Below are 18,336 nucleotides of genomic sequence, written 5' to 3'. Positions count from 1 at the left end.
GAGAGGGTCCTGCCGGCCAGCTCCGAGTTAGCCTCAAACCACCCTCCCCCGCCACTGCAACAACACCACCCCGGCGATGATCAGCCCGACGGCCAGCAGGCCCTCGGGTGACAGCCGCCGCACCGGGAAACCGGCCCAGCCGAACTGGTCGCACAACGCCGACATCAGCATCTGCCCCGCCACCACGCAGGCCAGGAAAGTCGCCGCACCCAGCTGCGGCGCCAGCATTACCGCGACCGTCAGGTAAGCCGCGCCAAACAGCCCACCCAGCCAGCCCCACCAGGGGGTGGCGGCAATGCCTGCCGCCGGCGGCAGCGGCACGCGGAAGGCCAGCAGCGCGATGATCACCGCCGCCAGGCTTACGCCCAGGGACGTCAGGCTGGCACTCAGTGGATGACCCAGTTGGCGACCTAGCAGGGAATTGCTGCCGGCCTGCAGGGCGACCAGCGCGCCCACACCAATGGCAGGCAGCAGAAGAAGCAGTTTCGACATCGACTTTCCTCCGTTTCTTGTCGGTGCCTTAAGCTTCTGCTATCCATCCTGCGCATGGAAATGAATGAACGGTACAGCACAGATGCGCTCGATTCATGACTTGCGCCGCATCGACCTCAACCTGCTGGTGATCCTCGATGCGCTGCTGGACGAGCGCCACGTCTCCCGCGCGGCCGATCGGCTGGCGATGACGCAGCCGGCGGTGAGCCATGCGCTCAACCGCCTGCGCAACCTCCTCGACGACCCGTTGCTGGTGCGCGCCGGCAACCAGATGCAACTGACCCGCCGCGCGTTCGAGCTGGCCGGGCCGCTGCGGGAAATCCTCGGCGGCGTGCGCCGGCTGGTGCTGGGCGACGACTTCGACCCGACCAGCGCCGAGCTGGAACTACGCCTGGGGATGTCCGACTACGGCACCTGGGTGGTACTGCCGGTCCTGCTGCCGCTCCTGCGCCGAGAAGCGCCGGGCATTCGCCTGGACGTGCGCCAGGCCTCGCGGGTGGGCATGGCTGAGCAGGTGGCGAGCGGCGAGCTGGATGGCGCTCTCGGGGTTTTCCCGATGCTGCCCGAAGGGCTGCGTGTGCAGCAGTTGTTCGAGGAACGCTTCGTCTGCCTGTGCTCGAGGGAAACCCTGGGCGAAAGACAGCGCCTGGATCTGGACGACTACCTGGCTGCCCCGCACCTGCGGGTCGCCCTGCAACAGAGCCCGGCGGAAGAGATCGACAGTCACCTGGAAAAACTCGGCCGGCGCCGTCAGGTGGCCGCCACCGTGCCGCACTTCAGCGTCGCGCCCAGCCTGCTGGCGGGCACCGACCTGGTGCTGACCATCGCCGCGCGGATGCTCCCGGATGATCTCGAAAGCCATGGCCTGGCGAGCTTCGAGCCGCCGCTGAAACTGGCGCCTTTCGACTTCGTGCAGATCTGGTCGGAAACCAGCGAGGACGAGCCCGCGCGGCGCTGGCTACGTGGAAAACTGGCCGAGGTGGCCGGCCGGACCTGAGGCGTTACTCCGGCGTTTCCAGCCGCCGGAGGATCTCCCCAACGCGCTCGCCGAGCATCTCGTTGGCCGAGCGCTTCAGGCCGCGCGCGAGCTCCACCAGCACCACCTGTTCGGCCACCGGCCGCAGGCGCTGGAAGACTTCGGCGAGGCGCTCGAGGTCCGCCGCGCCGGGCAGCAGGTCGGCGCCGGGCTTGTCTACCAGATGGGTCACCACCAGTTGCACGATTCCGGCGGCCAGGTGTTCGGTGTCGGTCCGCAAGACCGCCAGATGATCCAGCAGCGACGCCAGCGGAATACCGGCGCGGTACAGCTCGACGCCGGCATTGAACAGACGCGGGCTGGGAATGCTGATGCGCTCGCCATCGAAGGCCAGCAGGCCCTGCGCCAGCGCCTGATCGATCACCGCGTCATTGAGCTCATCGCCGAACAGCGCCTGCAAGTCGCTGAACTCGATGCTGCCAGCGGACTCCAGGTTCCACGGGCCGACGATGGCTTCGTCGAGGCCGAGCACATGGTCCAGGTCGTGGCCATGCTCCCAGCTCTGCAGCAGCTCCTTGATATTGGCTATGTTGTAGCCGCGCTCCAGCAGGCGGTTGATTAGCCGTAGCCGGCGCAGGTGGCTGGCGAAATACACCCCGGCGCGGCCACGGCGCTCGGGCGGCGGCAGCAGGCCGCGATCCTGATACGCGCGCAGGTTGCGCACCGTGGTGCCGCCCTCGCGGGCCAGCTCATCCACCGTGTACTCGCGCTCTTCCTCCACCGCGGAGGGCGCGTCGTCCGGGCGTTGCAGCAGGCGCTGCAGCAGATTCAGGGGTGTGCTCATGGCGCGGATGATAGTCACCGTTGCGCCCTCAGAACAATCGAAAGCACTAGTCCCAAAGTGATCCGCCGCACAGCCCGGCAGCCCAACCAAAGACGGGACCTGCACCCACCGCAAATCCTCCGCCCTTCCACAACCCGCGCCGCCAGCGGCTCCGCGCTCCGGTAACACTCAGGGTCCGGCGCGCACGGCATGGCGCAACGCCCGCCGATGGGTCAGCATCGATTGTGACATTGTTCAATGTCACGATAACAATAACCAGCCTGGAGAAAGTCATGTCCCAAGGCGCGTGGGGGTCTACTCCCGAAGATCTGACCCCCGAAGACCTGCGGCACTTCCGCGAGACTCAGCAACTGGCCTACCGCTGCTGCGAAACCATTGCCGGCGAACTGCGCCCGGGCATCAGCGAGCGCGAGACCGCCGCCCTGATGAAAACCTGGCTGCTCGATCACGGCGTACGCGACTGGTTCCACCAGCCCTTCGCCTGGTTCGGCCCGCGCACCTCGTTCAAGGGCTTCGACGGCCTGCGCCACCTGGGCGGCTTCAACCTGGCCTTCTACCCCGGCAAGCAGCGCCTGGAGGAAGGTATGCCCTTCATCCTCGACTGCGCGCCGACCCTGGGCGCCTACACCGCCGACGTCGGCTACTCCGGCGCGCTGGGCCACAACCTGCTGGTGGAGCGTCTGATGGACGACCTGCTGGCGCACCGCAACCTGATCGTCGAACAGGTGCGCCAACGCCTGCCCCTGGCCGAAGTCAGCCAGTCGGTGGACCGTCTCTGCCAGCGCCAGGGTACCCTGCCGCGGCACAAGGCCTACCCCTTCGAAGTACTGGCCCACCGCGTAGAAAAACTCGGCGCGCGGGACAGCGGCCCGTCGCTGGCGCGCTTCGGCGTACGCAACATCGCCACGCTGATGAAGAACGCCCTGATCACCGGCCGCCGCGAAGGCTGGTCGCCGCTGTGGTCGAGCAACGACCGCTCGCAACACGCCCCGACACCTGGCCTCTGGGCGGTCGAGCCGCACCTGGGCCTGCGCGGCGTGGGCGCCAAGTTCGAAGAGCTGCTGGTGGTCACCGACGACGACGTCTACTGGCTGGACGACGACCTGCCTCACGTGCGCCGCTGGATCGCCCGCGGTCTGATAAGCGCCCCGGCGCGGCAGGAGGTGGCATGAACGCGATGCTGGAAAAAACGCTGCCGACGCCGGAGCGCCTCGACGTGCAATCGGGCAACGTACGCCTGGCCGTATGGCGCTGGGGTGAGCCGCACCTGCCGATGGTGTTGTTCGTCCATGGCTATCCCGACAACCATGAAGTCTGGCTGCCTCTGATCCGCCGCCTGTCCGGGCGCTACCAGCTGGTCGCCTACGATGTGCGTGGCGCGGGCGAATCGGACAAGCCGCGCAAGACCCGCGACTACCGCCTGGAACTGCTCAGCCAGGACCTCAAGGCCGTGCTCGATGCGGTCAGCCCGCAGCGCGCGGTGCACCTGGTGGCCCATGACTGGGGCTCGATCCAGACCTGGGAGAGCGTCACCGATCCGCAGCTGCGCGCCCGTATCGCGTCCTATACCAGCGTCTCCGGCCCCTGCCTGGATCACGTCGGCTTCTGGATGCGCGACCGCCTGCGCCGCAAGACGCCGCGCGCGCTGCTGCAGATGGCCAGCCAACTGCTGCACTCCTGGTACATCTACTACTTCCATCTGCCGTTGCTGCCGTCTCTGTCGTGGCGCTTCGGCGCGGCCAAGGCCTGGCCGCAGTACCTGCGCAAGGTCGAAGGCATCCGCAACCCGGCACGCAACCCGCACCAGGCCAGCGACGGCGAGCACGGCGTGAAGCTCTACCGAGCCAACTTCATCACCTCGATCTTCAAGCCGCGCAAGCGCCATACCGAGGTGCCGGTGCAACTCATCGTGCCGACCCGCGACCGCTATGTCGGCCAGCAACTGTTCCAACAACTCTCGCTGTGGGCGCCGCGCCTGTGGCGCCGTGACGTCACTGCCGGGCACTGGCAACTGCTCGCCGAACCAGCCCGCCTGGGCGGCTGGATCGACGAATTCGTCAGCCACATCGAAGGCGGCGAAGCCACGCCGGAACTGCAGCGCGCCGCGCTGAAACCTGGCGCCGGCCCGTTCGCCGGCAAGCTGGTGGTGGTCACCGGCGCCGGCGGCGGCATCGGGCGGTCGACCCTGCTGAGCTTCGCCGAACGCGGCGCCAGCGTACTGGCAGCGGACATCGACCCGGCCGCCGCCGAGCGCAGCGCCGAACTGGCCCGCGCGGTGGGGGCCAGCGCCTACAGCTACTACGTGGACGTGGGCGACAGCGCCGCCATGGAACGCTTCGCACAGTGGGTGAAGAGCAGCCTCGGCGTGCCCGACGTGGTGGTCAGCAACGCCGGCATCGGCATGGCCGGGCCGATGCTCAAGACCACCCCGGAGGAATGGGAGCGCCTGCTGCGCATCAACCTGTGGAGCGTGATCGACGGCTGCCGGCTGTTCGGCAAGCAGATGGTGGAGAGCGGCAAGCCGGGGCACCTGGTCAACGTCGCTTCCGGTGTGGCTTTCGCGCCGTCACGCAACTACCCGGCCTACGCCACCAGCAAGGCGGCGGTGCTGATGCTCAGCGAGTGCCTGCGCGCCGAGCTGGCGGGCAATGGCATCGGCGTCAGCGCGGCGTGCCCGGGCTTCGTCGATACCGGCATCGTCCAGGCCACGCGCTTCGCCGGACTGGATGACGAACAACAGGCGAAACACCGCGCCAAGGTACAGCGCTTCTACCGTCGGCGCCGGCTCAGCCCGGACACCGTCGGCGAACGCATCACCCGCGCAGTGGAACGCAACCAGCCGGTGGTGAAGGTTGGCAGCGAAGTGCATCTGGGCGCCCTGCAATGGCGCTTCATGCCCTGGCTGTCGCGCCTGTTCGCCCGCCTCAACCTGACTGCCTGAGAATCCCCATGAACAACCCTCATCACAAGCTGGTGCAACGCAAGGTGCAGTTCGACTACAGCGACTCGCCCCTGCACTGGATTCCCGGCGAGCCCGAGGCTTCGCACGTGGTCAACGTCATCCACATGATGTTGCCGGCCGGCGAGCTGTGGTTCTGCCGGCTGTACAACAAGGCCCTGCCCTTCGTGAAGGAAGGCCGTCTGCGCGACGACGTGCAGGGTTTCATCCGCCAGGAGGCGATGCATGCCCGCGCCCACAACGGCGCGCTGGAACGCTACCTGAGCCACCACGGCATCGACTCGACGCGCTACCTGAAGGTCATGGACTACCTGTTCGAGCAGTTGCTCAGCGATACGCCGCTGGGCCTTACCCTGTTCAATCGCACGGCCTGGCTCAAGCGCTGGTGGATCGGCCAGCGCTGCGCCATCGTCGCGGCGGTGGAGCACTTCACCTGCGTACTCGGCAAGTGGATCCTGGAGGCCGACGCGCTGGACCGCGCCAAGGCCGACCCGGTGCTGCTGGACCTGTTCCGCTGGCACGGCGCCGAAGAGGTGGAGCACCGCAACGTTGCGCACGACCTGCACGTACACCTGGGCGGGACCTTCGTCAGCCGCCAGCTGTGGATGTTCGTGGTCTGGCCGCTGATCATCTACCTGTTCGCCTTCGGCACCCGAACCCTGTCGCGCCAGGACCCGAGCCTCGCCCGGCCGCGTTCCTTTGCGGCGATCTGGCGCGACGGCTCGAAGTCCGGCGTGCTGCCGAAGATCAGCTCGGTAGCCACCAGTTTCCTGCGCTACTTCAAGCCCTGGTACCACCCGGACCACGAGGCCAATACCCAGGAAGCGCTGGACTACCTCGCCCGCTCGCCGGCAGCCAACCGGGCCGCGCGCGCTTCGTAAGGCCTGCCGGCGCGCCCGCGCAGTGGATGCGCGGCGCGCGCCGATCGCATACTGCGGCATCCGTTACTCGATTCAGGGATGCCGCGTATGCCAATGGGAACCTACCCGCTTCACTCCGCCCTGTCCTCCCGCGTGGAGCGTCTGCCGGAGCAGGTGGACGTGATCATCGCCGGCAGCGGCATCATGGGTTGCGCCACCGCCTGGCAGCTCGCCGGCCTTGGCCTGAGCGTGCTGGTGCTGGACAAGACCGGCCTCGCCAGCCAGCAGTCCACCCGCGCCTGGGGCTTCGTCCGCCAGCAGGCGCGCGATCCGGCGGAAGTGCCGCTGATGATGGCGGCGATCCCGCTGTGGGAACGTCTTGAAGAGGAGCTGCAACTGCCGCTGGAATGGCGTCAGGGTGGCTGTCTGTACCTGGCTGAAACGCCGGAGCAGCAGCACAAGTACGAGGACTGGCTGAAGGTCGCCGCCAACTTCGGGCTCGGCACCCGGCTGCTGGGCCGCGCGGAAGTCGCACAACTGATGCCAGCCTTGAGCGATCCCGCCCGCGGCGCGCTCTATACCGCCAACGACGGCCAGGCCGAGCCACGCCGCGTCGCTCCGGGTTATGCACTGCGGGCCATCGAGCGCGGTGCCGTGTTCGTCGAAGGCTGCGGCGTCACTGGAATCGATCGCGCAGCCGGCGCCATCTGCGGTGTGCAGACCGAGCGCGGCTATGTGAAAACCCGACAGCTGCTGGTTTGCGCCGGTGCCAGCAGTTGGCGCCTGGTGCAGAGCCTAGGACTGACATTGCCGCAACAGGCCGTGCGCTGCACCGTCTCGCGCACCAGCCCCGGCCCGGATGTCGGCGCGCAGAGCTTCATCGGCCACGGCATCGGCTTCCGCCAGCGTGCCGACGGCAGCATCAACCTCGCCGACGAAACCCAGGCCGACATCGACCTGAATCTCGACTATCTGCGCGATGCCAGACATTACCTGCCGCACCTGCCGGAACACCGCGCGGGCTTCTCCTTCAAGCTCAATGGCGCGCTGTTCCACGACCTGCGCCAGCGCCTGCCCGGCTCGGAAAGAAGCGTGAACGGCCCGGTCCTCGGCGAGCGTGATCCGCAGGTGAAAGCGAACACCTCGCGCGTCTTCCAGGCACAGACCAATCTCGCCAAGGCATTCCCGGCGCTGCGCGATGTGAAGGTGGTGGAAAGCTGGGCCGGCCTGATCGACGTGCTGCCCGACGGCATCCCGGTGCTCGACGCTCCGCCGGAAGTGCCCGGCCTGCTGATCGCCACCGGCTTCTGCGGCCATGGCTTCGCCATGGGGCCCATCGTCGGTCAGTTGATGAGCCAGTGGATTCACAAGGGCGAAGCCGGAATGGACCTGCATGCCTTCCGGCTGCGGCGCTTCGCTGATGGAACGGCGGGCAAGCCCTACTCGCTGTTCTGAGGGGCTGCCTGCGGCGCATATTCGTGACCGGCTATCCCCACAGGAACGCTCCATGCGCGCGATCGCAGGCAAGGCCGCTCCTGCAGCAGGGAGGATCAAGTGTTCAGGCGATAACGCAGGCCCGCGTTACTCGCCCTCTTCCACCAGCGGCGCATCATCGCTCAGTGCCCGCTCCAGCCAGTCTGTCGGCAGGCTCTTGCTGGCCCGTGCGCCAAGCAGTTTCACCTGCTCGGCGCGGCTGATCAGGTTGCCACGCCCCTCGCAGAGCTTGTTGCGCGCCGCCGCGTAGGTCTTGTCCAGCTGCTGCAGGCGGGTGCCCATCTCGTCGAGGTCCTGCACGAAGAGCACGAACTTGTCGTACAGCGCGCCGGCACGCTCGGCGATCTCGCGGGCGTTCTGGTTCTGCCGCTCCTGGCGCCACAGGCTGTCGATCACCCGCAGGGTCGCGAGCAGGGTGGTCGGGCTGACGATCACGATGTTGCGCTCGAAGGCCTCCTGGAACAGGTTCGGCTCGGCCTGCAGCGCCGCCGAGAAGGCCGCTTCGATCGGCATGAACAGCAGCACGAAATCGAGGCTGTGCAGGCCCTCCAGGCGACGGTAATCCTTGTCGGACAGGCCCTTCACGTGACTGCGCAGCGACAGCACGTGCGCCTTGAGCGCCTGCTGGCGAATCACGTCGTCATCAGCGGCGATGAACTGCTGGTAGGCCGTCAGGCTGACCTTGGCGTCCACCACCACCTGCTTGTCGCCAGGCAGGCGGATCAGCACGTCAGGCTGGAAGCGCTCGCCGTCCGGCGCACGCAGGCTGACCTGGGTTTCGTACTCGCGGCCCTTTTCCAGGCCGGCATGCTCCAGCACCCGCTCGAGCACCAGTTCGCCCCAGTTGCCCTGGGTCTTCTGGCCCTTCAGTGCGCGGGTCAGGTTGGTGGCTTCCTCGCCCAGGCGCAGGTTCAGCTGCTGCAGGCGCTCCAGCTCCCTGGTCAGCGAGAAGCGCTCGCGGGCCTCGGCCTGGTAGCTCTCCTCCACGCGTTTCTCGAAGGACTGGATGCGCTCCTTCAGCGGGTCGAGCAACTGCCCGAGGCGCTGCTGGCTGGACTCGGCAAAGCGCTGCTCGCGCTCGTCGAAGATCTTCCCGGCCAGCTCGGCGAACTGCGCACGCAGGTCATCCTTCGCCGCTTGCAGGTCGCCCAGGCGCTGCTGGTGGTTCTCCTGCTGCTCACGCAATTCGGCCGAGAGTGCCGCATGCTCGGCGGAGAGTCGGCGCAGTTCGACTTCCTTGTCGGCACGCTCGGCCTGCCAGTCCTGCTCGGCGTTACCCAGGCGCGCGCGCTCGTCCTTGCCCAGTTCGACCTCACGACGCAATGCCGCTGCCTCGGCGGAGAGCTCACCATGCCGGCCGCTCAGGCGCTGGAAGGCCTCGCGATCCGCCTCGGCCTGGGCGGACAGCCCGTCCTGTGCCAGTTGCGCGGTGGCCAGGCGCTCGCGCAACAGGGTTGCCTCCTGCTCCACCTCCACCCTGCGCGCCTGCAGACGCCAGGCAAGCGCCGCCATGGGCAGCAATCCGGCGAGCGCACCGAGCAACAGAGCGGAAAGATCGAGGGGCATGCAGAGCTCCGGGTGTGGCAATGGATCGCGCCAGTCTAACAGTCACCCGCGCGATGAGCCCTCGTCCGCTGTAAAGGCCCTGGAACAAGGCTCCTGAGCAAGCGCTCGGGACAATCCACAGAAGCTGTGGATAACTCAGTGGAGAACTTGCTTAAAACAGCCCATACCCCCAGTGAACTGGGGCCGTGTGACAGATTGGTGATTTTTTCACCAATAGAAATTTCCTTTATTTTTCAATAAGTTAAAAAACGCAAGGAAATTCACGGGGTGGCCAACTGCAATGTTTCGGGGACTTGACAGAGTGCGTCAGCATTGTGCACAAGTGCGCGCCACGCAGCAGCCGACCGCCCCGTTTCAGGGCAGTGGATAGGAAGTATTCTCAGGCAGACAGTGCATTCAACACAGGCGACGCGCGCGCCGGAAGCTCCGTCTTCCGACGCCGTTACCCGGAGAATTTCATGCGATCTGAACCTGCCGGCGCGGCAGTCGCTGCGGCCGGACGATGCGGGGTGGTTCGGGAAGCTGAATCGACTGCCGCTCGGCGGCGCTGACCCGCGCATAAATGCGCTCGGCAGCACTGCGGCTGTTGCAGTCGTAGAAGAACTGGTTGAGGTACACGCGCCAGCGACGATCATCGCTGGGATGGACGGCTATCCGTATATCCATGGTCTGGCGCTCCCTGCTTGGCCATCCCGAAACATACACCGCTCACCATGACACGACAGTGGCAAAACGATGAACGGTCAGGCCGGATGCGGCAGCCTGCCATCCACCAGGTATTGCTCACGCCGGTACAGTCGCGGGCTGTCGGGCACCTGGGCATGCTTGAAGGCGACGTACTCGGAAGTCGTCTCGCACAGCCACGGCATCAGGTTCCGCGGACGCTTCTCGGTAAACGCCGCAGGAACGAACAACGCCACATTGATACCGCCTTGCGGGCAACGCGCCGAGCGATACTCGAACGCTTCCACACCCGCATCGCGCATGGCGCTACCCAACCCTTGGGTGACGCTGTAATCCTGCGGGTCGAGCAGCGCCTCGTGCTCACGGAACGGCGGCAGATGAAGGCGCACGCCTTTCTGCACCTGGAAACGCGCCTCGAACGAAGCATGCTCGGAAAGGATTCGCCCACTGGGCGGCGGCGTCGCCATCCCTTCCCAGAGGACGAAGCGGTAAAAGGCTGACTCCGCCATGGCCGTTTCCAGCTTGAGCGCGCCATAGAACAGGCTCGGCTCATGCCGCCGGCCGAAGCGCGAGCCCCAGCGCAGCGGTGGATAGCGGAACGGTGTCTTCAATAGATAGTGCAGCGGCTCGGCGGGTGGCGGCATGCGCGGTTTGCTGGTCTCCAGCAACTCCTCGAGCAGCGCCTGCTCCTCCAGGGTGTCCACCAGTTGCAACGTCGCGACCTGGCCCTGGCTCTCCACCAGACGTACCAGTCGCCCACGAATGGGAGCGACGACCCAATCCTCATACTTCGCCCAGAGACGGGCGCCGGCTGCGAAGGACATTCAGACCTTGCCCCGGATGGCGTCCAGGTATTCGACCACCGCGACCAGGCCCTGCACCTGCTCCATCAACTGCAACGGCACGCCACCCAGGTGGCGGTTCTCGGTGCGCAGGAAGTGGCGCATGTCTTCATGGTTGCCGCCGAACAGAGCGAACAGAGCGCGGTAAATGCGCACCAGCAGCAGCGCCAGTTCGCCGGTCTTGCTGTCCACGCGCAGGCCGTTCTGCTTCCAGCGACTCACTGCGCTGCGGTCCACACCGACGATGGCAGCCAGTTCCTGCTGGGTCATTGCCAGGTGTTCGCGGGCAGTCAGTACTGCCTTCGCCAGGACGGCATCGGCGACCGGGTTTTCCTTCAGCAGAGCGCTCATGGCGAAACTCCATCCAGTGCATTTGCTGCAAACATACCATTAAATGCTGAAGACGCACAAAGACGAAAGGACGCAGCCGTCTGCCGGCGACTCATGCCCGGCTTTGTATCCACAAGCTGACAAACTGGAAAAACTCTTTACCAGACATTTACTTAGCCTTGGCACTCATTGACGCAGCACTGCGGTCAGATGAAATACCCGGATCGTCCGGGACGATGAAAGCTGAAATACGCACCGCCGTTGCGGTTGCGCCAGGAGAACACCATGAAGAAGTCCGTCGCCCTGCTCTGTGCTGCCCTGATGCTTGGCAGCCCGCTGGCCAGTTTCGCCCAGCCCGGCCCTGGTCCGGACAATGGCCCGAACAACGGCTCGAACCGGCAGGACAACCGCGGGCCGCAACAGCAGCACCAGCAGCCGCAGCCGCAGCGCGCGCCACAGGGCGGCTACAACCAGCAGGCACGCCCCGTCCAGCACAACGCCCATGCCTATCGCAACCCGGACTTCCGTCCGCAGGCCGGCATGCCGGTGCCTCATCGCGACTGGCGCCGCGGTGTGGTCGTGGAGCCGAACTATCGCGGCGACCGCTACTGGGTCACCGACTGGCACGCTCGCCACCTGTACGCCCCGCCGCGCGACCATCGCTGGCTGTACGTCAACGGCGACTACATTCTGGTCGCCATTGCCAGCGGCGTGATCGTCAACATCCTCAGCGGTTACTGATTCACCTCAGGCGCTGGCACTGACCATCGAGCCGGCGCCACTGCCACCGGCCTTGCGGATCGCCTCGGCCAGCGCAGCAGCAGTCTGCTGCATGGCGGCGCTGGTGCTGGCGATGCGGCTTTGCAGCGCCATCAGCGCAGCGGTCCGCTCGGCCTCCGAGGAGTAATGACGCTGCTGCGCCTCGGCCAGCTCGCGCTGCTCCTGCTGCAACTGCTTCTGCAATTCCTTAAGGCGCTTCTGTAATTGCTCGACCGCCGTGCTGGAGCTTCCGGAACTGCCGGAACTCTTGCTGCTCTTGCCGCTCGGTGCCGTGCCGCCAGCCTGCAGACGCGGGCTTTCGGTATTGCTGCCGGCGCTTTCATTGGCAGTTCCAGCCGATGCACCAGCATCGCTTGCCACCCGTAGCTGGGTGGCAAAAGTCTGGATGGCAGGGGTGATGGAAAGACTCATGCCGGATGTCCTTTGTTCCGGGAATTCAGCCGATGTATCGGCCACCACAGGAAAATCTTGAAAGCTCCTTCGCACGGCCTGGCAAAGCCCCTAGGATAGGCGCCTTTATTTCCAGCCTGTCGCCATGGACAAGAAACGCGCCTACCAACTGATCCTCGCCCGCCTCGCCGAAGACCTGGAGATCGCCGTGCGCGCCGCACAGACGGCCCACGAAACCGCGACCCATGAGGAGAACATCGCCGAGAACAAGTACGACACCCTCGGCCTGGAAGCGGCCTACCTCGCCGCCGGCCAGTCGCGCCGCGTGGAGGAGATCCGCCACGCCCTGGCGCTGTTCGAGAACCTGCAACTGCGCGACTTCGACGAAGAACAGGGCATACAGACCAGCGCTCTGGTGCAGCTGGTCAACGAGCACGACCAGCAGCGCTGGGTCTTCATCGGCCCGGATGGCGCCGGCCTCAAGGTGCACTTCGAAGGCTGCGAAATCCTCGTCATCACTACCCGCGCACCGCTGGGTAACGCCCTGCTCCACCGCCATCCCGGAGACGAGGTGGAAGTGGGCACCGGCAGCGCCCGCCAACGCTACGAAATCCTCGACGCCTGTTGACAGGCCATGCGCGCGAAAGCTCTGTAGAAACCGAGCGCATCGATGAAAAATCTGAGCGGAACAGACAATACACCGCACGCCGGCTGACACAGACTAAGCTTCAAGGCCACACCCCATCCCTCCCGGCCTCAAGGAGAAGCACCATGCTGTTCAACTGGTCCGAGTACGTCCCCGCCGTGAAGAAAGCCTTCGGCGCCCTGGGCAAGAAACACCCGAAGATGATCGCTGCCTACCAGGCCCTGGAAGCTGCTGCCGCTGACGGCGACGCTCTGGATGCCAAGACCCGCGAACTGATCGCCATCGCCGTGGCCATCACCACCCGCTGCGACGGCTGCATCGGCGTGCATGCCGAAGCCGCGCGCAAGGCCGGCGCCACCGAAGCCGAGATCGCCCAGACCCTGGCCACCGCCATTTCCCTTAATGCCGGCGCCGCTTACATCTACTCCCTGCGCGCCCTGGAAGCCTACGAGTCTGCCGCCGCTCCGAAGTGAGCACCCGCCCGCGACGCCCCAGCGCCGCGGGCTTGCCCCTTTCCCTTCAGGGCTCGGATGAGTTATCAGTGGGGCATAGCCAGCCAATGCCTCAGCCCATGTCGCAGCCCACCCTCGGATTCTGGAAACTCACCCTCGCCATAGCCGCCGGCATCTGGCTCGGCTGCCTGGCCGTCGCCGCCACCGCCTGGCTGATCTGGCCCGACCTTCCGACCGCCGTCGTCACCCGCCTCGCGCAACCATCTGCGGAAACTTCGACCAGTCCCCCGCCAGCGCGCAGTAACGAAGAGATGTTCCGGCAGTACCTGCAACGCCAGCAGGCCACGCAGGAACAGCAGAATCGACAAGTGGAGAAATCGGAGCAGGAAAAGCGCTTCAACAGCGCGCCGTGCCAGTTCTGGCGGCAGCAGTACCAGGCGAACCCCACGGAGGGGAATCGGCAGAAGATGGATGGGTATTGCGGGTAATGGAGCGAAGGGCGGGGATTTTCCGGACGCAGAAAAGACAAAGCCCCTGAAATTCTAGGAATTTCAGGGGCTTCGGCCATATGTAATGGCGGAGAGATAGGGATTTGAACCCTAGGAACTGTTGCCAGTTCAACGGATTTCGAATCCGTCCCGTTCGGCCACTCCGGCATCTCTCCGTGCGGCGCGCATGATACCAGCTTGAAGCCTGAAGGCGAAGCCCTTATTCAGGATTTTTTCGCGTGGTATCAGACGCTTGCGTGCACGGGTGGGATCAGAGCGGTACGCCGAGGCGCTGGGCGACTTCTTCGTAGGCTTCGATGACGTCACCCAGACCCTGGCGGAAGCGGTCTTTGTCCATCTTCTTGCGGGTCTCTTTGTCCCACAGGCGGCAGCCGTCCGGGCTGAACTCGTCGCCCAGAACGATCTTGCCGTGGAACAGGCCGAACTCGAGCTTGAAGTCCACCAGCAGCAGGCCGGCGTCGTCGAATAGCTTGTTCAGCACTTCGTTGACCTTGAAGGAATAGGCCTTCATTTCGGCCAGTTGCTCCAGGGTCGCCCAGCCGAAGGCCTGGACGTGGGATTCGTTGATGAACGGGTCACCCAGGGCGTCGTTCTTCAGGAACAGTTCGAAGGTCGGCGGAGTGAGCTGCAGGCCCTCTTCCACACCCAGACGGCGCACCAGGCTGCCCGCAGCGTAGTTGCGCACGACGCACTCGACCGGAATCATGGCGAGCTTCTTGACCAGCACTTCGTTGTCCGACAGCAGGGCGTCGAACTGGGTCGGAATGCCGGCGGCCTCGAGCTTCTGCATGATGAAGGCGTTGAACTTGTTGTTCACCATGCCTTTGCGATCAAGCTGCTCGATGCGCTTGCCGTCGAACGCCGAGGTGTCGTTGCGGAACAGCAGGACGAGGCGGTCGGCGTCATCGGTGGTGTAAACCGACTTGGCCTTGCCGCGATAGAGTTCTTCGCGTTTTTCCATGATGGGCTCCGCTTGCTTAAGGGGTGGGCTCAGGCGATGGTGCGCCAGTCGAGTCCAGAATGCTGATCGGCTACCTGCAGCCAGTCCGGGTCGCACCCGAGGGTGTCGACGAAGCTTTGCCGGGCCAGCTGCGGCGAGTTGTTCTTTTCGCTGAGATGCGCCAGCACCAGGTGCTGCAAGCTTTCCCAGCCCAGCTGGGCCACGAGTTCGGCGGCCTGCCGGTTGTTCAAATGTCCCCACTGGCCGCCTACACGGACCTTGAGTGGGTAGGGATACGGACCGCGGGCCAGCATGTCGGTATCGTGATTCGCCTCGATGATCAACGCATCGAGGCCACGATAGCATTCCAGCACCTGCGCCGTGGCGGCTCCCAGATCGGTGAGCTGGCCAAAGCGCTTCCGGCCATCGGAAAACACGTACTGCAGGGGTTCCCGCGCATCGTGGGAGACGCTCACCGCAGTGACTTCCAGGTCTTTCAGTACCAGGCGGTCGCCGCATTTGAGCAGCCCCGCCGGTGTCACCGGCTTGCGCATTCCCTGCAGGGTGCCGGCGCTGAGGTACACGGGTATTCGATGGTGCCGGGCCAGCAGTTCGACGCCGTTGATGTGATCGGAGTGCTCGTGCGTGACCAGTACCGCGTCCAGCTGCCCGGGCTCTACGCCCAGGCGTGCCAGACGGCGGATGGTTTCACGCAGCGGGAAGCCGCAATCGATCAGTATCCGGGTGTCAGAACTGCTCACCAAGGCCGAATTGCCCCGGCTTCCGCTCCCCAGGACCGCGAAGTGCATTCCGCATACTCTCCTGGAGTTTTTCCAACACACCCTGCGCCACGTCAGCCGGTGCGGAGGTGTTGATGTCTTTGTCGACGGTGATCTGGACGGTGTTGCTCACGCTGGTCAGGCGAACCTGGTAGCGCTGGGCCTTGGCGTCCTCTTCTTCCTTGGTCTTCTCACCACCGCCGAACAGGCGGCTGAAGAAGCCAGGCTTGTCTTCGTCCTTCTTCTTCGCGCCTTCGGCGATGTTGACGTAGTACACGCCCAGGCTGCGGTTGAGGTCGTCGACACGGATGTCGGCACGATCCAGCGCACGGCCGACGCTGACCCAGGCACGGTCGAAATCGGAATCGACGGTCAACACCGGGTTGCCGCTGCCGTCATTGTTCAGCTGGACAGCGCCAGGGGTGTCGTAGTCCGAGTGCGCGGCGAGCAGGGAGACGGAGCCGCCCTTCTCGGCGCTGGTGGCCATGCTGGCGATCATTTCGTCGAGCAGCGCGGCGTCCAGGCTCGGCACGGCCGGCTTGGTCGGCCAATCGCCAGTGGCGGTGCTGCCGGCCGGGCGGGTTTCACTCAGCACGTAGACTTCACTGGTGTTGGTCTGCACGCCTGGCTCGATACGCACGCGAACGCGCGCTTCGCTGTCAGGCTCGACGCCCGACACACGGCTGCTCAGGCGACGCGCCAGGGGCGCGGAGAGCTGCGACAGCGGCTGCCAGTTGGTGCTGAATTCGCCAGTCTGCGGACGTTCGTTGGCGATGGAGAAGCCGTTGTCCTGGAAGAACTGGTGAGCGACCGGCCAGACTTCGGCCGGCGGACGCTGGGCAACCAGCCAGCGCGAGTCGCCGCTCTTCTGCAGGCTGAAGTCGCTGACTTCGCCGGCGCCGGACAGCGGCTGCGGACGCGGCACTTCGAACTCGCCTTCCTTCTCGGTGCTGGTGGCGACGTTCATCGGAATCGGCAGCAGCGGGTCGAGCTGCTTGCTCTGCATGCCCTCGGGCACCTTCATCGGTGCGGTTTCGCGGGCGTTGAGGTAATCGTCACCCCGGTCGCGGAAGTAGCCTTCCGGGCCCCACAGCCAGCCGCAGCCGGAGGTGTTGCCGATAACCAGGGCGAGCGCAGTCAGTCCTGCCAGTCGCTTCATGCGAGGGAGCTCCTTAAGCCAGGACGCCGGTCTGGCGCATGGCCTGACGCAGCGGTTCGTGGCAGCGCGGGCTGAGCCAGGTCAGAGGCAGGCGGATGCCCTCTGGAATCAGCCCCATTTCGTGCAGGGCGAACTTGACCGGGATGGGGTTGGATTCGATGAACAGCGACTTGTGCAGTGGCATCAGGCGATCGTTGATGGCGCGGGCAGCGGCGGCATCGCCACGCATGGCGGCGGCACAGAGGTCGCTCATGGCGCGCGGGGCGACGTTGGCGGTCACCGAGATGTTGCCCTTGCCGCCCATCAGCATCAGCTCGACGGCGGTGGCGTCGTCACCGGAATAGACGAGGAAGTCCTTGCCGACGCGATCCAGTACTTCCTTGCCGCGCTGCAGGTCGCCGGTGGCTTCCTTGATGCCGACGATGTTCGGTACCTTGGACAGGCGCTCGACGGTCTCGGGCAGCATGTCGCAGGCGGTACGGCCCGGCACGTTGTAGAGGATCTGCGGGATGGCCACGGCTTCGGCGATGTGGCGGAAGTGCTGGTACAGGCCTTCCTGGGTCGGCTTGTTGTAGTACGGGGTCACCAGCAGGCAGGCGTCGGCACCGCCAGACTTGGCAGCCTCGGTCAGCTCGACGGCTTCGCGGGTGGAGTTGGCGCCGGTACCGGCGATGACCGGGATACGGCCGTTGACCTGGTCGACGACGCGACGGATGACGTCCAGGTGTTCGTTCACGTCCAGAGTGGCCGATTCACCCGTGGTGCCGACCGCTACGATGGCATTGGTGCCTTCCTGCAGGTGGAAGTCCACCAGCTTGGCGAGGCTGTCCCAATCCAGTCGACCCTGAGCATCGAAGGGGGTGACCAGCGCCACCATACTGCCCGCAATCATGCAACCGCTCCTGCCGGAAAAAGAAAGCCGTAATGGTACTGTCGCCACCGGCCACGCACAAGGTGACGCAGCGACCCGCGAGCGGTCAGACATTCCCCTCATCGGCGCTTTTCGCTACCCTTTCTCCTTTGTCGATGCGGCCCGCTTGGCCGCCACTCCCAGGAAAGCTGCATGTCCACCTCTCACCCTCGTGAACAATTCCTTCTGATCAGTGCTCTGGGCCCGAACCCGATGGAGTTGACCAGCGTGCTGTGCCGCACCTGCGTCGACAACCGCTGCTCGGTGGTCAGCAGCCGCCTGACCCGTCACGGCGAGTTCAGCGCACTGATCCTGCAGATCTCCGGCAGCTGGGACGCACTGGCCCGTCTGGAAGGCGGCCTGCCGCCCCTGGCCAAGCGCCACGGCTTCACCCTCAGCGTCACCCGCAGCAATGTCCACGTTACCCGCGCCCAGGCCCTGCCCTACGTGGCCTATGTCAGCGCCGTCTATCGCCCGGACATCCTCAACGAGCTGTGCCAGTTCTTCATCGACCACAACATCGAGCTGGAGAACCTCACCTGCGACACCTACCAGGCGCCGCACACCAACACCAGCATGCTCAACGCCACCATTACCGTGACGCTGCCGGCCGGCACCCAGATCAGCTGGCTGCGCGATCAGTTCCTCGACTTCGCCGATGCGCTGAACCTGGATGCGCTGATCGAACCCTGGCGTCCGCAGCATCCGTAAGGATGCTCCCAAG

Annotated in this window: 21 protein-coding genes and 1 tRNA gene; 10 read left to right on the top strand and 12 right to left on the bottom strand. The window is 65.4% G+C overall.

Features of this window, described 5'->3' with window-relative positions; translation table 11 throughout:
- Nucleotides 1-33: 33 nt before the first annotated feature.
- A complete protein-coding gene (locus IB256_RS03040; RefSeq protein ID WP_192291335.1) occupies nt 34-492 on the bottom strand; it encodes a DMT family transporter in 459 nt (152 codons plus the stop codon).
- Between the two features lie 82 nt (nt 493-574).
- On the opposite strand from IB256_RS03040, the gene IB256_RS03035 reads away from it, so the two are divergent.
- A complete protein-coding gene (locus IB256_RS03035; protein ID WP_192401620.1) occupies nt 575-1,489 on the top strand; it encodes a LysR family transcriptional regulator in 915 nt (304 codons plus the stop codon).
- 4 nt (nt 1,490-1,493) lie between these two features.
- Here IB256_RS03035 and IB256_RS03030 read toward each other — a convergent pair whose 3' ends face one another.
- Nucleotides 1,494-2,192, bottom strand: coding sequence for a MerR family transcriptional regulator (locus tag IB256_RS03030; protein ID WP_285887123.1), 699 nt, complete (start codon nt 2,190-2,192; stop codon nt 1,494-1,496).
- A 392-nt stretch (nt 2,193-2,584) separates the two neighbouring features.
- Here IB256_RS03030 and IB256_RS03025 point away from each other — a divergent pair, with 392 nt between their 5' ends.
- The 4 genes from IB256_RS03025 to IB256_RS03010 all read left to right on the top strand — a co-directional run bounded on the left by IB256_RS03025 (nt 2,585) and on the right by IB256_RS03010 (nt 7,586).
- Nucleotides 2,585-3,484, top strand: a complete 900-nt coding sequence (locus IB256_RS03025) for a M24 family metallopeptidase (protein WP_192291337.1) — start codon at nt 2,585-2,587, stop codon at nt 3,482-3,484.
- Nucleotides 3,481-5,253, top strand: a complete 1,773-nt coding sequence (locus tag IB256_RS03020) for an SDR family oxidoreductase (protein ID WP_192291339.1) — start codon at nt 3,481-3,483, stop codon at nt 5,251-5,253. Before IB256_RS03025 ends, IB256_RS03020 begins: the two co-directional genes overlap by 4 nt.
- Before the next feature lie 8 nt (nt 5,254-5,261).
- Complete coding sequence (locus tag IB256_RS03015; protein ID WP_192291341.1) at nt 5,262-6,152, top strand: metal-dependent hydrolase; 891 nt, start codon at nt 5,262-5,264, stop codon at nt 6,150-6,152.
- A gap of 87 nt (nt 6,153-6,239) precedes the next feature.
- On the top strand, nt 6,240-7,586 hold the full coding sequence (locus IB256_RS03010) for an NAD(P)/FAD-dependent oxidoreductase (protein ID WP_192401216.1): 1,347 nt from the start codon (nt 6,240-6,242) through the stop codon (nt 7,584-7,586).
- 126 nt (nt 7,587-7,712) lie between these two features.
- Here IB256_RS03010 and rmuC read toward each other — a convergent pair whose 3' ends face one another.
- The 4 genes from rmuC to IB256_RS02990 form a co-directional block, all read right to left on the bottom strand.
- Nucleotides 7,713-9,077, bottom strand: a complete 1,365-nt coding sequence (gene rmuC, locus IB256_RS03005; protein ID WP_192401619.1) for a DNA recombination protein RmuC — start codon at nt 9,075-9,077, stop codon at nt 7,713-7,715.
- A gap of 570 nt (nt 9,078-9,647) precedes the next feature.
- Nucleotides 9,648-9,857 (bottom strand): hypothetical protein, encoded by a 210-nt coding sequence (locus tag IB256_RS03000; protein ID WP_139791670.1) that lies wholly within the window; start codon nt 9,855-9,857, stop codon nt 9,648-9,650.
- A 77-nt stretch (nt 9,858-9,934) separates the two neighbouring features.
- Entirely contained in the window at nt 9,935-10,699 is a 765-nt protein-coding gene (locus IB256_RS02995; protein WP_192401214.1) for an RES family NAD+ phosphorylase, read from the bottom strand.
- Nucleotides 10,700-11,068: an antitoxin Xre/MbcA/ParS toxin-binding domain-containing protein gene (locus IB256_RS02990; RefSeq protein ID WP_045210335.1), complete on the bottom strand. Its 369-nt coding sequence runs from the start codon at nt 11,066-11,068 to the stop codon at nt 10,700-10,702.
- Nucleotides 11,069-11,332: 264 nt separating this feature from the next.
- On the opposite strand from IB256_RS02990, the gene IB256_RS02985 reads away from it, so the two are divergent.
- On the top strand, nt 11,333-11,788 hold the full coding sequence (locus IB256_RS02985; protein ID WP_192224090.1) for an RcnB family protein: 456 nt from the start codon (nt 11,333-11,335) through the stop codon (nt 11,786-11,788).
- Nucleotides 11,789-11,794: 6 nt separating this feature from the next.
- Here the strand turns inward: IB256_RS02985 and IB256_RS02980 are convergent, their stop codons facing one another.
- A complete protein-coding gene (locus IB256_RS02980) occupies nt 11,795-12,238 on the bottom strand; it encodes a hypothetical protein (RefSeq protein WP_192224089.1) in 444 nt (147 codons plus the stop codon).
- A 124-nt stretch (nt 12,239-12,362) separates the two neighbouring features.
- Here IB256_RS02980 and IB256_RS02975 point away from each other — a divergent pair, with 124 nt between their 5' ends.
- The 3 genes from IB256_RS02975 (at nt 12,363) to IB256_RS02965 (ending at nt 13,803) form a co-directional block, all read left to right on the top strand.
- Nucleotides 12,363-12,845 carry a GreA/GreB family elongation factor gene (locus IB256_RS02975; RefSeq protein ID WP_192291347.1) on the top strand — a complete coding sequence of 161 codons (483 nt, stop codon included), beginning with the start codon at nt 12,363-12,365 and terminating at the stop codon, nt 12,843-12,845.
- 143 nt (nt 12,846-12,988) lie between these two features.
- On the top strand, nt 12,989-13,336 hold the full coding sequence (locus IB256_RS02970) for a carboxymuconolactone decarboxylase family protein (protein WP_017522075.1): 348 nt from the start codon (nt 12,989-12,991) through the stop codon (nt 13,334-13,336).
- Between the two features lie 98 nt (nt 13,337-13,434).
- Nucleotides 13,435-13,803, top strand: coding sequence for a hypothetical protein (locus IB256_RS02965; protein WP_192291349.1), 369 nt, complete (start codon nt 13,435-13,437; stop codon nt 13,801-13,803).
- A gap of 86 nt (nt 13,804-13,889) precedes the next feature.
- On the opposite strand, the gene IB256_RS02960 is transcribed toward IB256_RS02965, so the two are convergent.
- The 5 genes from IB256_RS02960 to dapA form a co-directional block, all read right to left on the bottom strand.
- Nucleotides 13,890-13,979: transfer RNA gene (locus IB256_RS02960), tRNA-Ser, on the bottom strand.
- A gap of 95 nt (nt 13,980-14,074) precedes the next feature.
- On the bottom strand, nt 14,075-14,785 hold the full coding sequence (gene purC / locus IB256_RS02955) for a phosphoribosylaminoimidazolesuccinocarboxamide synthase (protein ID WP_192291351.1): 711 nt from the start codon (nt 14,783-14,785) through the stop codon (nt 14,075-14,077).
- A gap of 29 nt (nt 14,786-14,814) precedes the next feature.
- Nucleotides 14,815-15,573: an MBL fold metallo-hydrolase gene (locus IB256_RS02950; protein ID WP_081520173.1), complete on the bottom strand. Its 759-nt coding sequence runs from the start codon at nt 15,571-15,573 to the stop codon at nt 14,815-14,817.
- Nucleotides 15,512-16,702, bottom strand: coding sequence for an outer membrane protein assembly factor BamC (bamC, locus tag IB256_RS02945; protein WP_192291356.1), 1,191 nt, complete (start codon nt 16,700-16,702; stop codon nt 15,512-15,514). The genes IB256_RS02950 and bamC overlap by 62 nt, the downstream gene beginning before the upstream one ends.
- A gap of 13 nt (nt 16,703-16,715) precedes the next feature.
- Entirely contained in the window at nt 16,716-17,594 is an 879-nt protein-coding gene (gene dapA / locus IB256_RS02940) for a 4-hydroxy-tetrahydrodipicolinate synthase (protein ID WP_045210343.1), read from the bottom strand.
- A 171-nt stretch (nt 17,595-17,765) separates the two neighbouring features.
- On the opposite strand from dapA, the gene IB256_RS02935 reads away from it, so the two are divergent.
- Nucleotides 17,766-18,323: a glycine cleavage system protein R gene (locus tag IB256_RS02935; protein WP_081520171.1), complete on the top strand. Its 558-nt coding sequence runs from the start codon at nt 17,766-17,768 to the stop codon at nt 18,321-18,323.
- The last annotated feature ends 13 nt before the right edge of the window (nt 18,324-18,336 follow it).

This window comes from Pseudomonas sp. PDM17 (assembly GCF_014851985.1).
Lineage (GTDB): Bacteria > Pseudomonadota > Gammaproteobacteria > Pseudomonadales > Pseudomonadaceae > Pseudomonas.
Note: the sequence above shows the minus strand (reverse complement) of the source record. Positions and strands in the feature narration are given on the sequence as shown.

Coding starts and splice junctions, on each gene's coding strand:
- bamC (WP_192291356.1), bottom strand. CDS start 16,702: ATGAAGCGACTGGCAGGACTGACTGCGCTCGCCCTGGTTATCGGCAAC.
- IB256_RS02970 (WP_017522075.1), top strand. CDS start 12,989: ATGCTGTTCAACTGGTCCGAGTACGTCCCCGCCGTGAAGAAAGCCTTC.
- IB256_RS03020 (WP_192291339.1), top strand. CDS start 3,481: ATGAACGCGATGCTGGAAAAAACGCTGCCGACGCCGGAGCGCCTCGAC.
- purC (WP_192291351.1), bottom strand. CDS start 14,785: ATGGAAAAACGCGAAGAACTCTATCGCGGCAAGGCCAAGTCGGTTTAC.
- IB256_RS03035 (WP_192401620.1), top strand. CDS start 575: ATGCGCTCGATTCATGACTTGCGCCGCATCGACCTCAACCTGCTGGTG.
- IB256_RS02975 (WP_192291347.1), top strand. CDS start 12,363: ATGGACAAGAAACGCGCCTACCAACTGATCCTCGCCCGCCTCGCCGAA.
- IB256_RS02980 (WP_192224089.1), bottom strand. CDS start 12,238: ATGAGTCTTTCCATCACCCCTGCCATCCAGACTTTTGCCACCCAGCTA.
- IB256_RS03040 (WP_192291335.1), bottom strand. CDS start 492: ATGTCGAAACTGCTTCTTCTGCTGCCTGCCATTGGTGTGGGCGCGCTG.
- IB256_RS02985 (WP_192224090.1), top strand. CDS start 11,333: ATGAAGAAGTCCGTCGCCCTGCTCTGTGCTGCCCTGATGCTTGGCAGC.
- IB256_RS03010 (WP_192401216.1), top strand. CDS start 6,240: ATGCCAATGGGAACCTACCCGCTTCACTCCGCCCTGTCCTCCCGCGTG.
- IB256_RS02965 (WP_192291349.1), top strand. CDS start 13,435: ATGTCGCAGCCCACCCTCGGATTCTGGAAACTCACCCTCGCCATAGCC.
- IB256_RS03000 (WP_139791670.1), bottom strand. CDS start 9,857: ATGGATATACGGATAGCCGTCCATCCCAGCGATGATCGTCGCTGGCGC.
- IB256_RS02995 (WP_192401214.1), bottom strand. CDS start 10,699: ATGTCCTTCGCAGCCGGCGCCCGTCTCTGGGCGAAGTATGAGGATTGG.
- dapA (WP_045210343.1), bottom strand. CDS start 17,594: ATGATTGCGGGCAGTATGGTGGCGCTGGTCACCCCCTTCGATGCTCAG.
- IB256_RS03025 (WP_192291337.1), top strand. CDS start 2,585: ATGTCCCAAGGCGCGTGGGGGTCTACTCCCGAAGATCTGACCCCCGAA.
- IB256_RS02950 (WP_081520173.1), bottom strand. CDS start 15,573: ATGCACTTCGCGGTCCTGGGGAGCGGAAGCCGGGGCAATTCGGCCTTG.
- IB256_RS03015 (WP_192291341.1), top strand. CDS start 5,262: ATGAACAACCCTCATCACAAGCTGGTGCAACGCAAGGTGCAGTTCGAC.
- IB256_RS02990 (WP_045210335.1), bottom strand. CDS start 11,068: ATGAGCGCTCTGCTGAAGGAAAACCCGGTCGCCGATGCCGTCCTGGCG.
- IB256_RS02935 (WP_081520171.1), top strand. CDS start 17,766: ATGTCCACCTCTCACCCTCGTGAACAATTCCTTCTGATCAGTGCTCTG.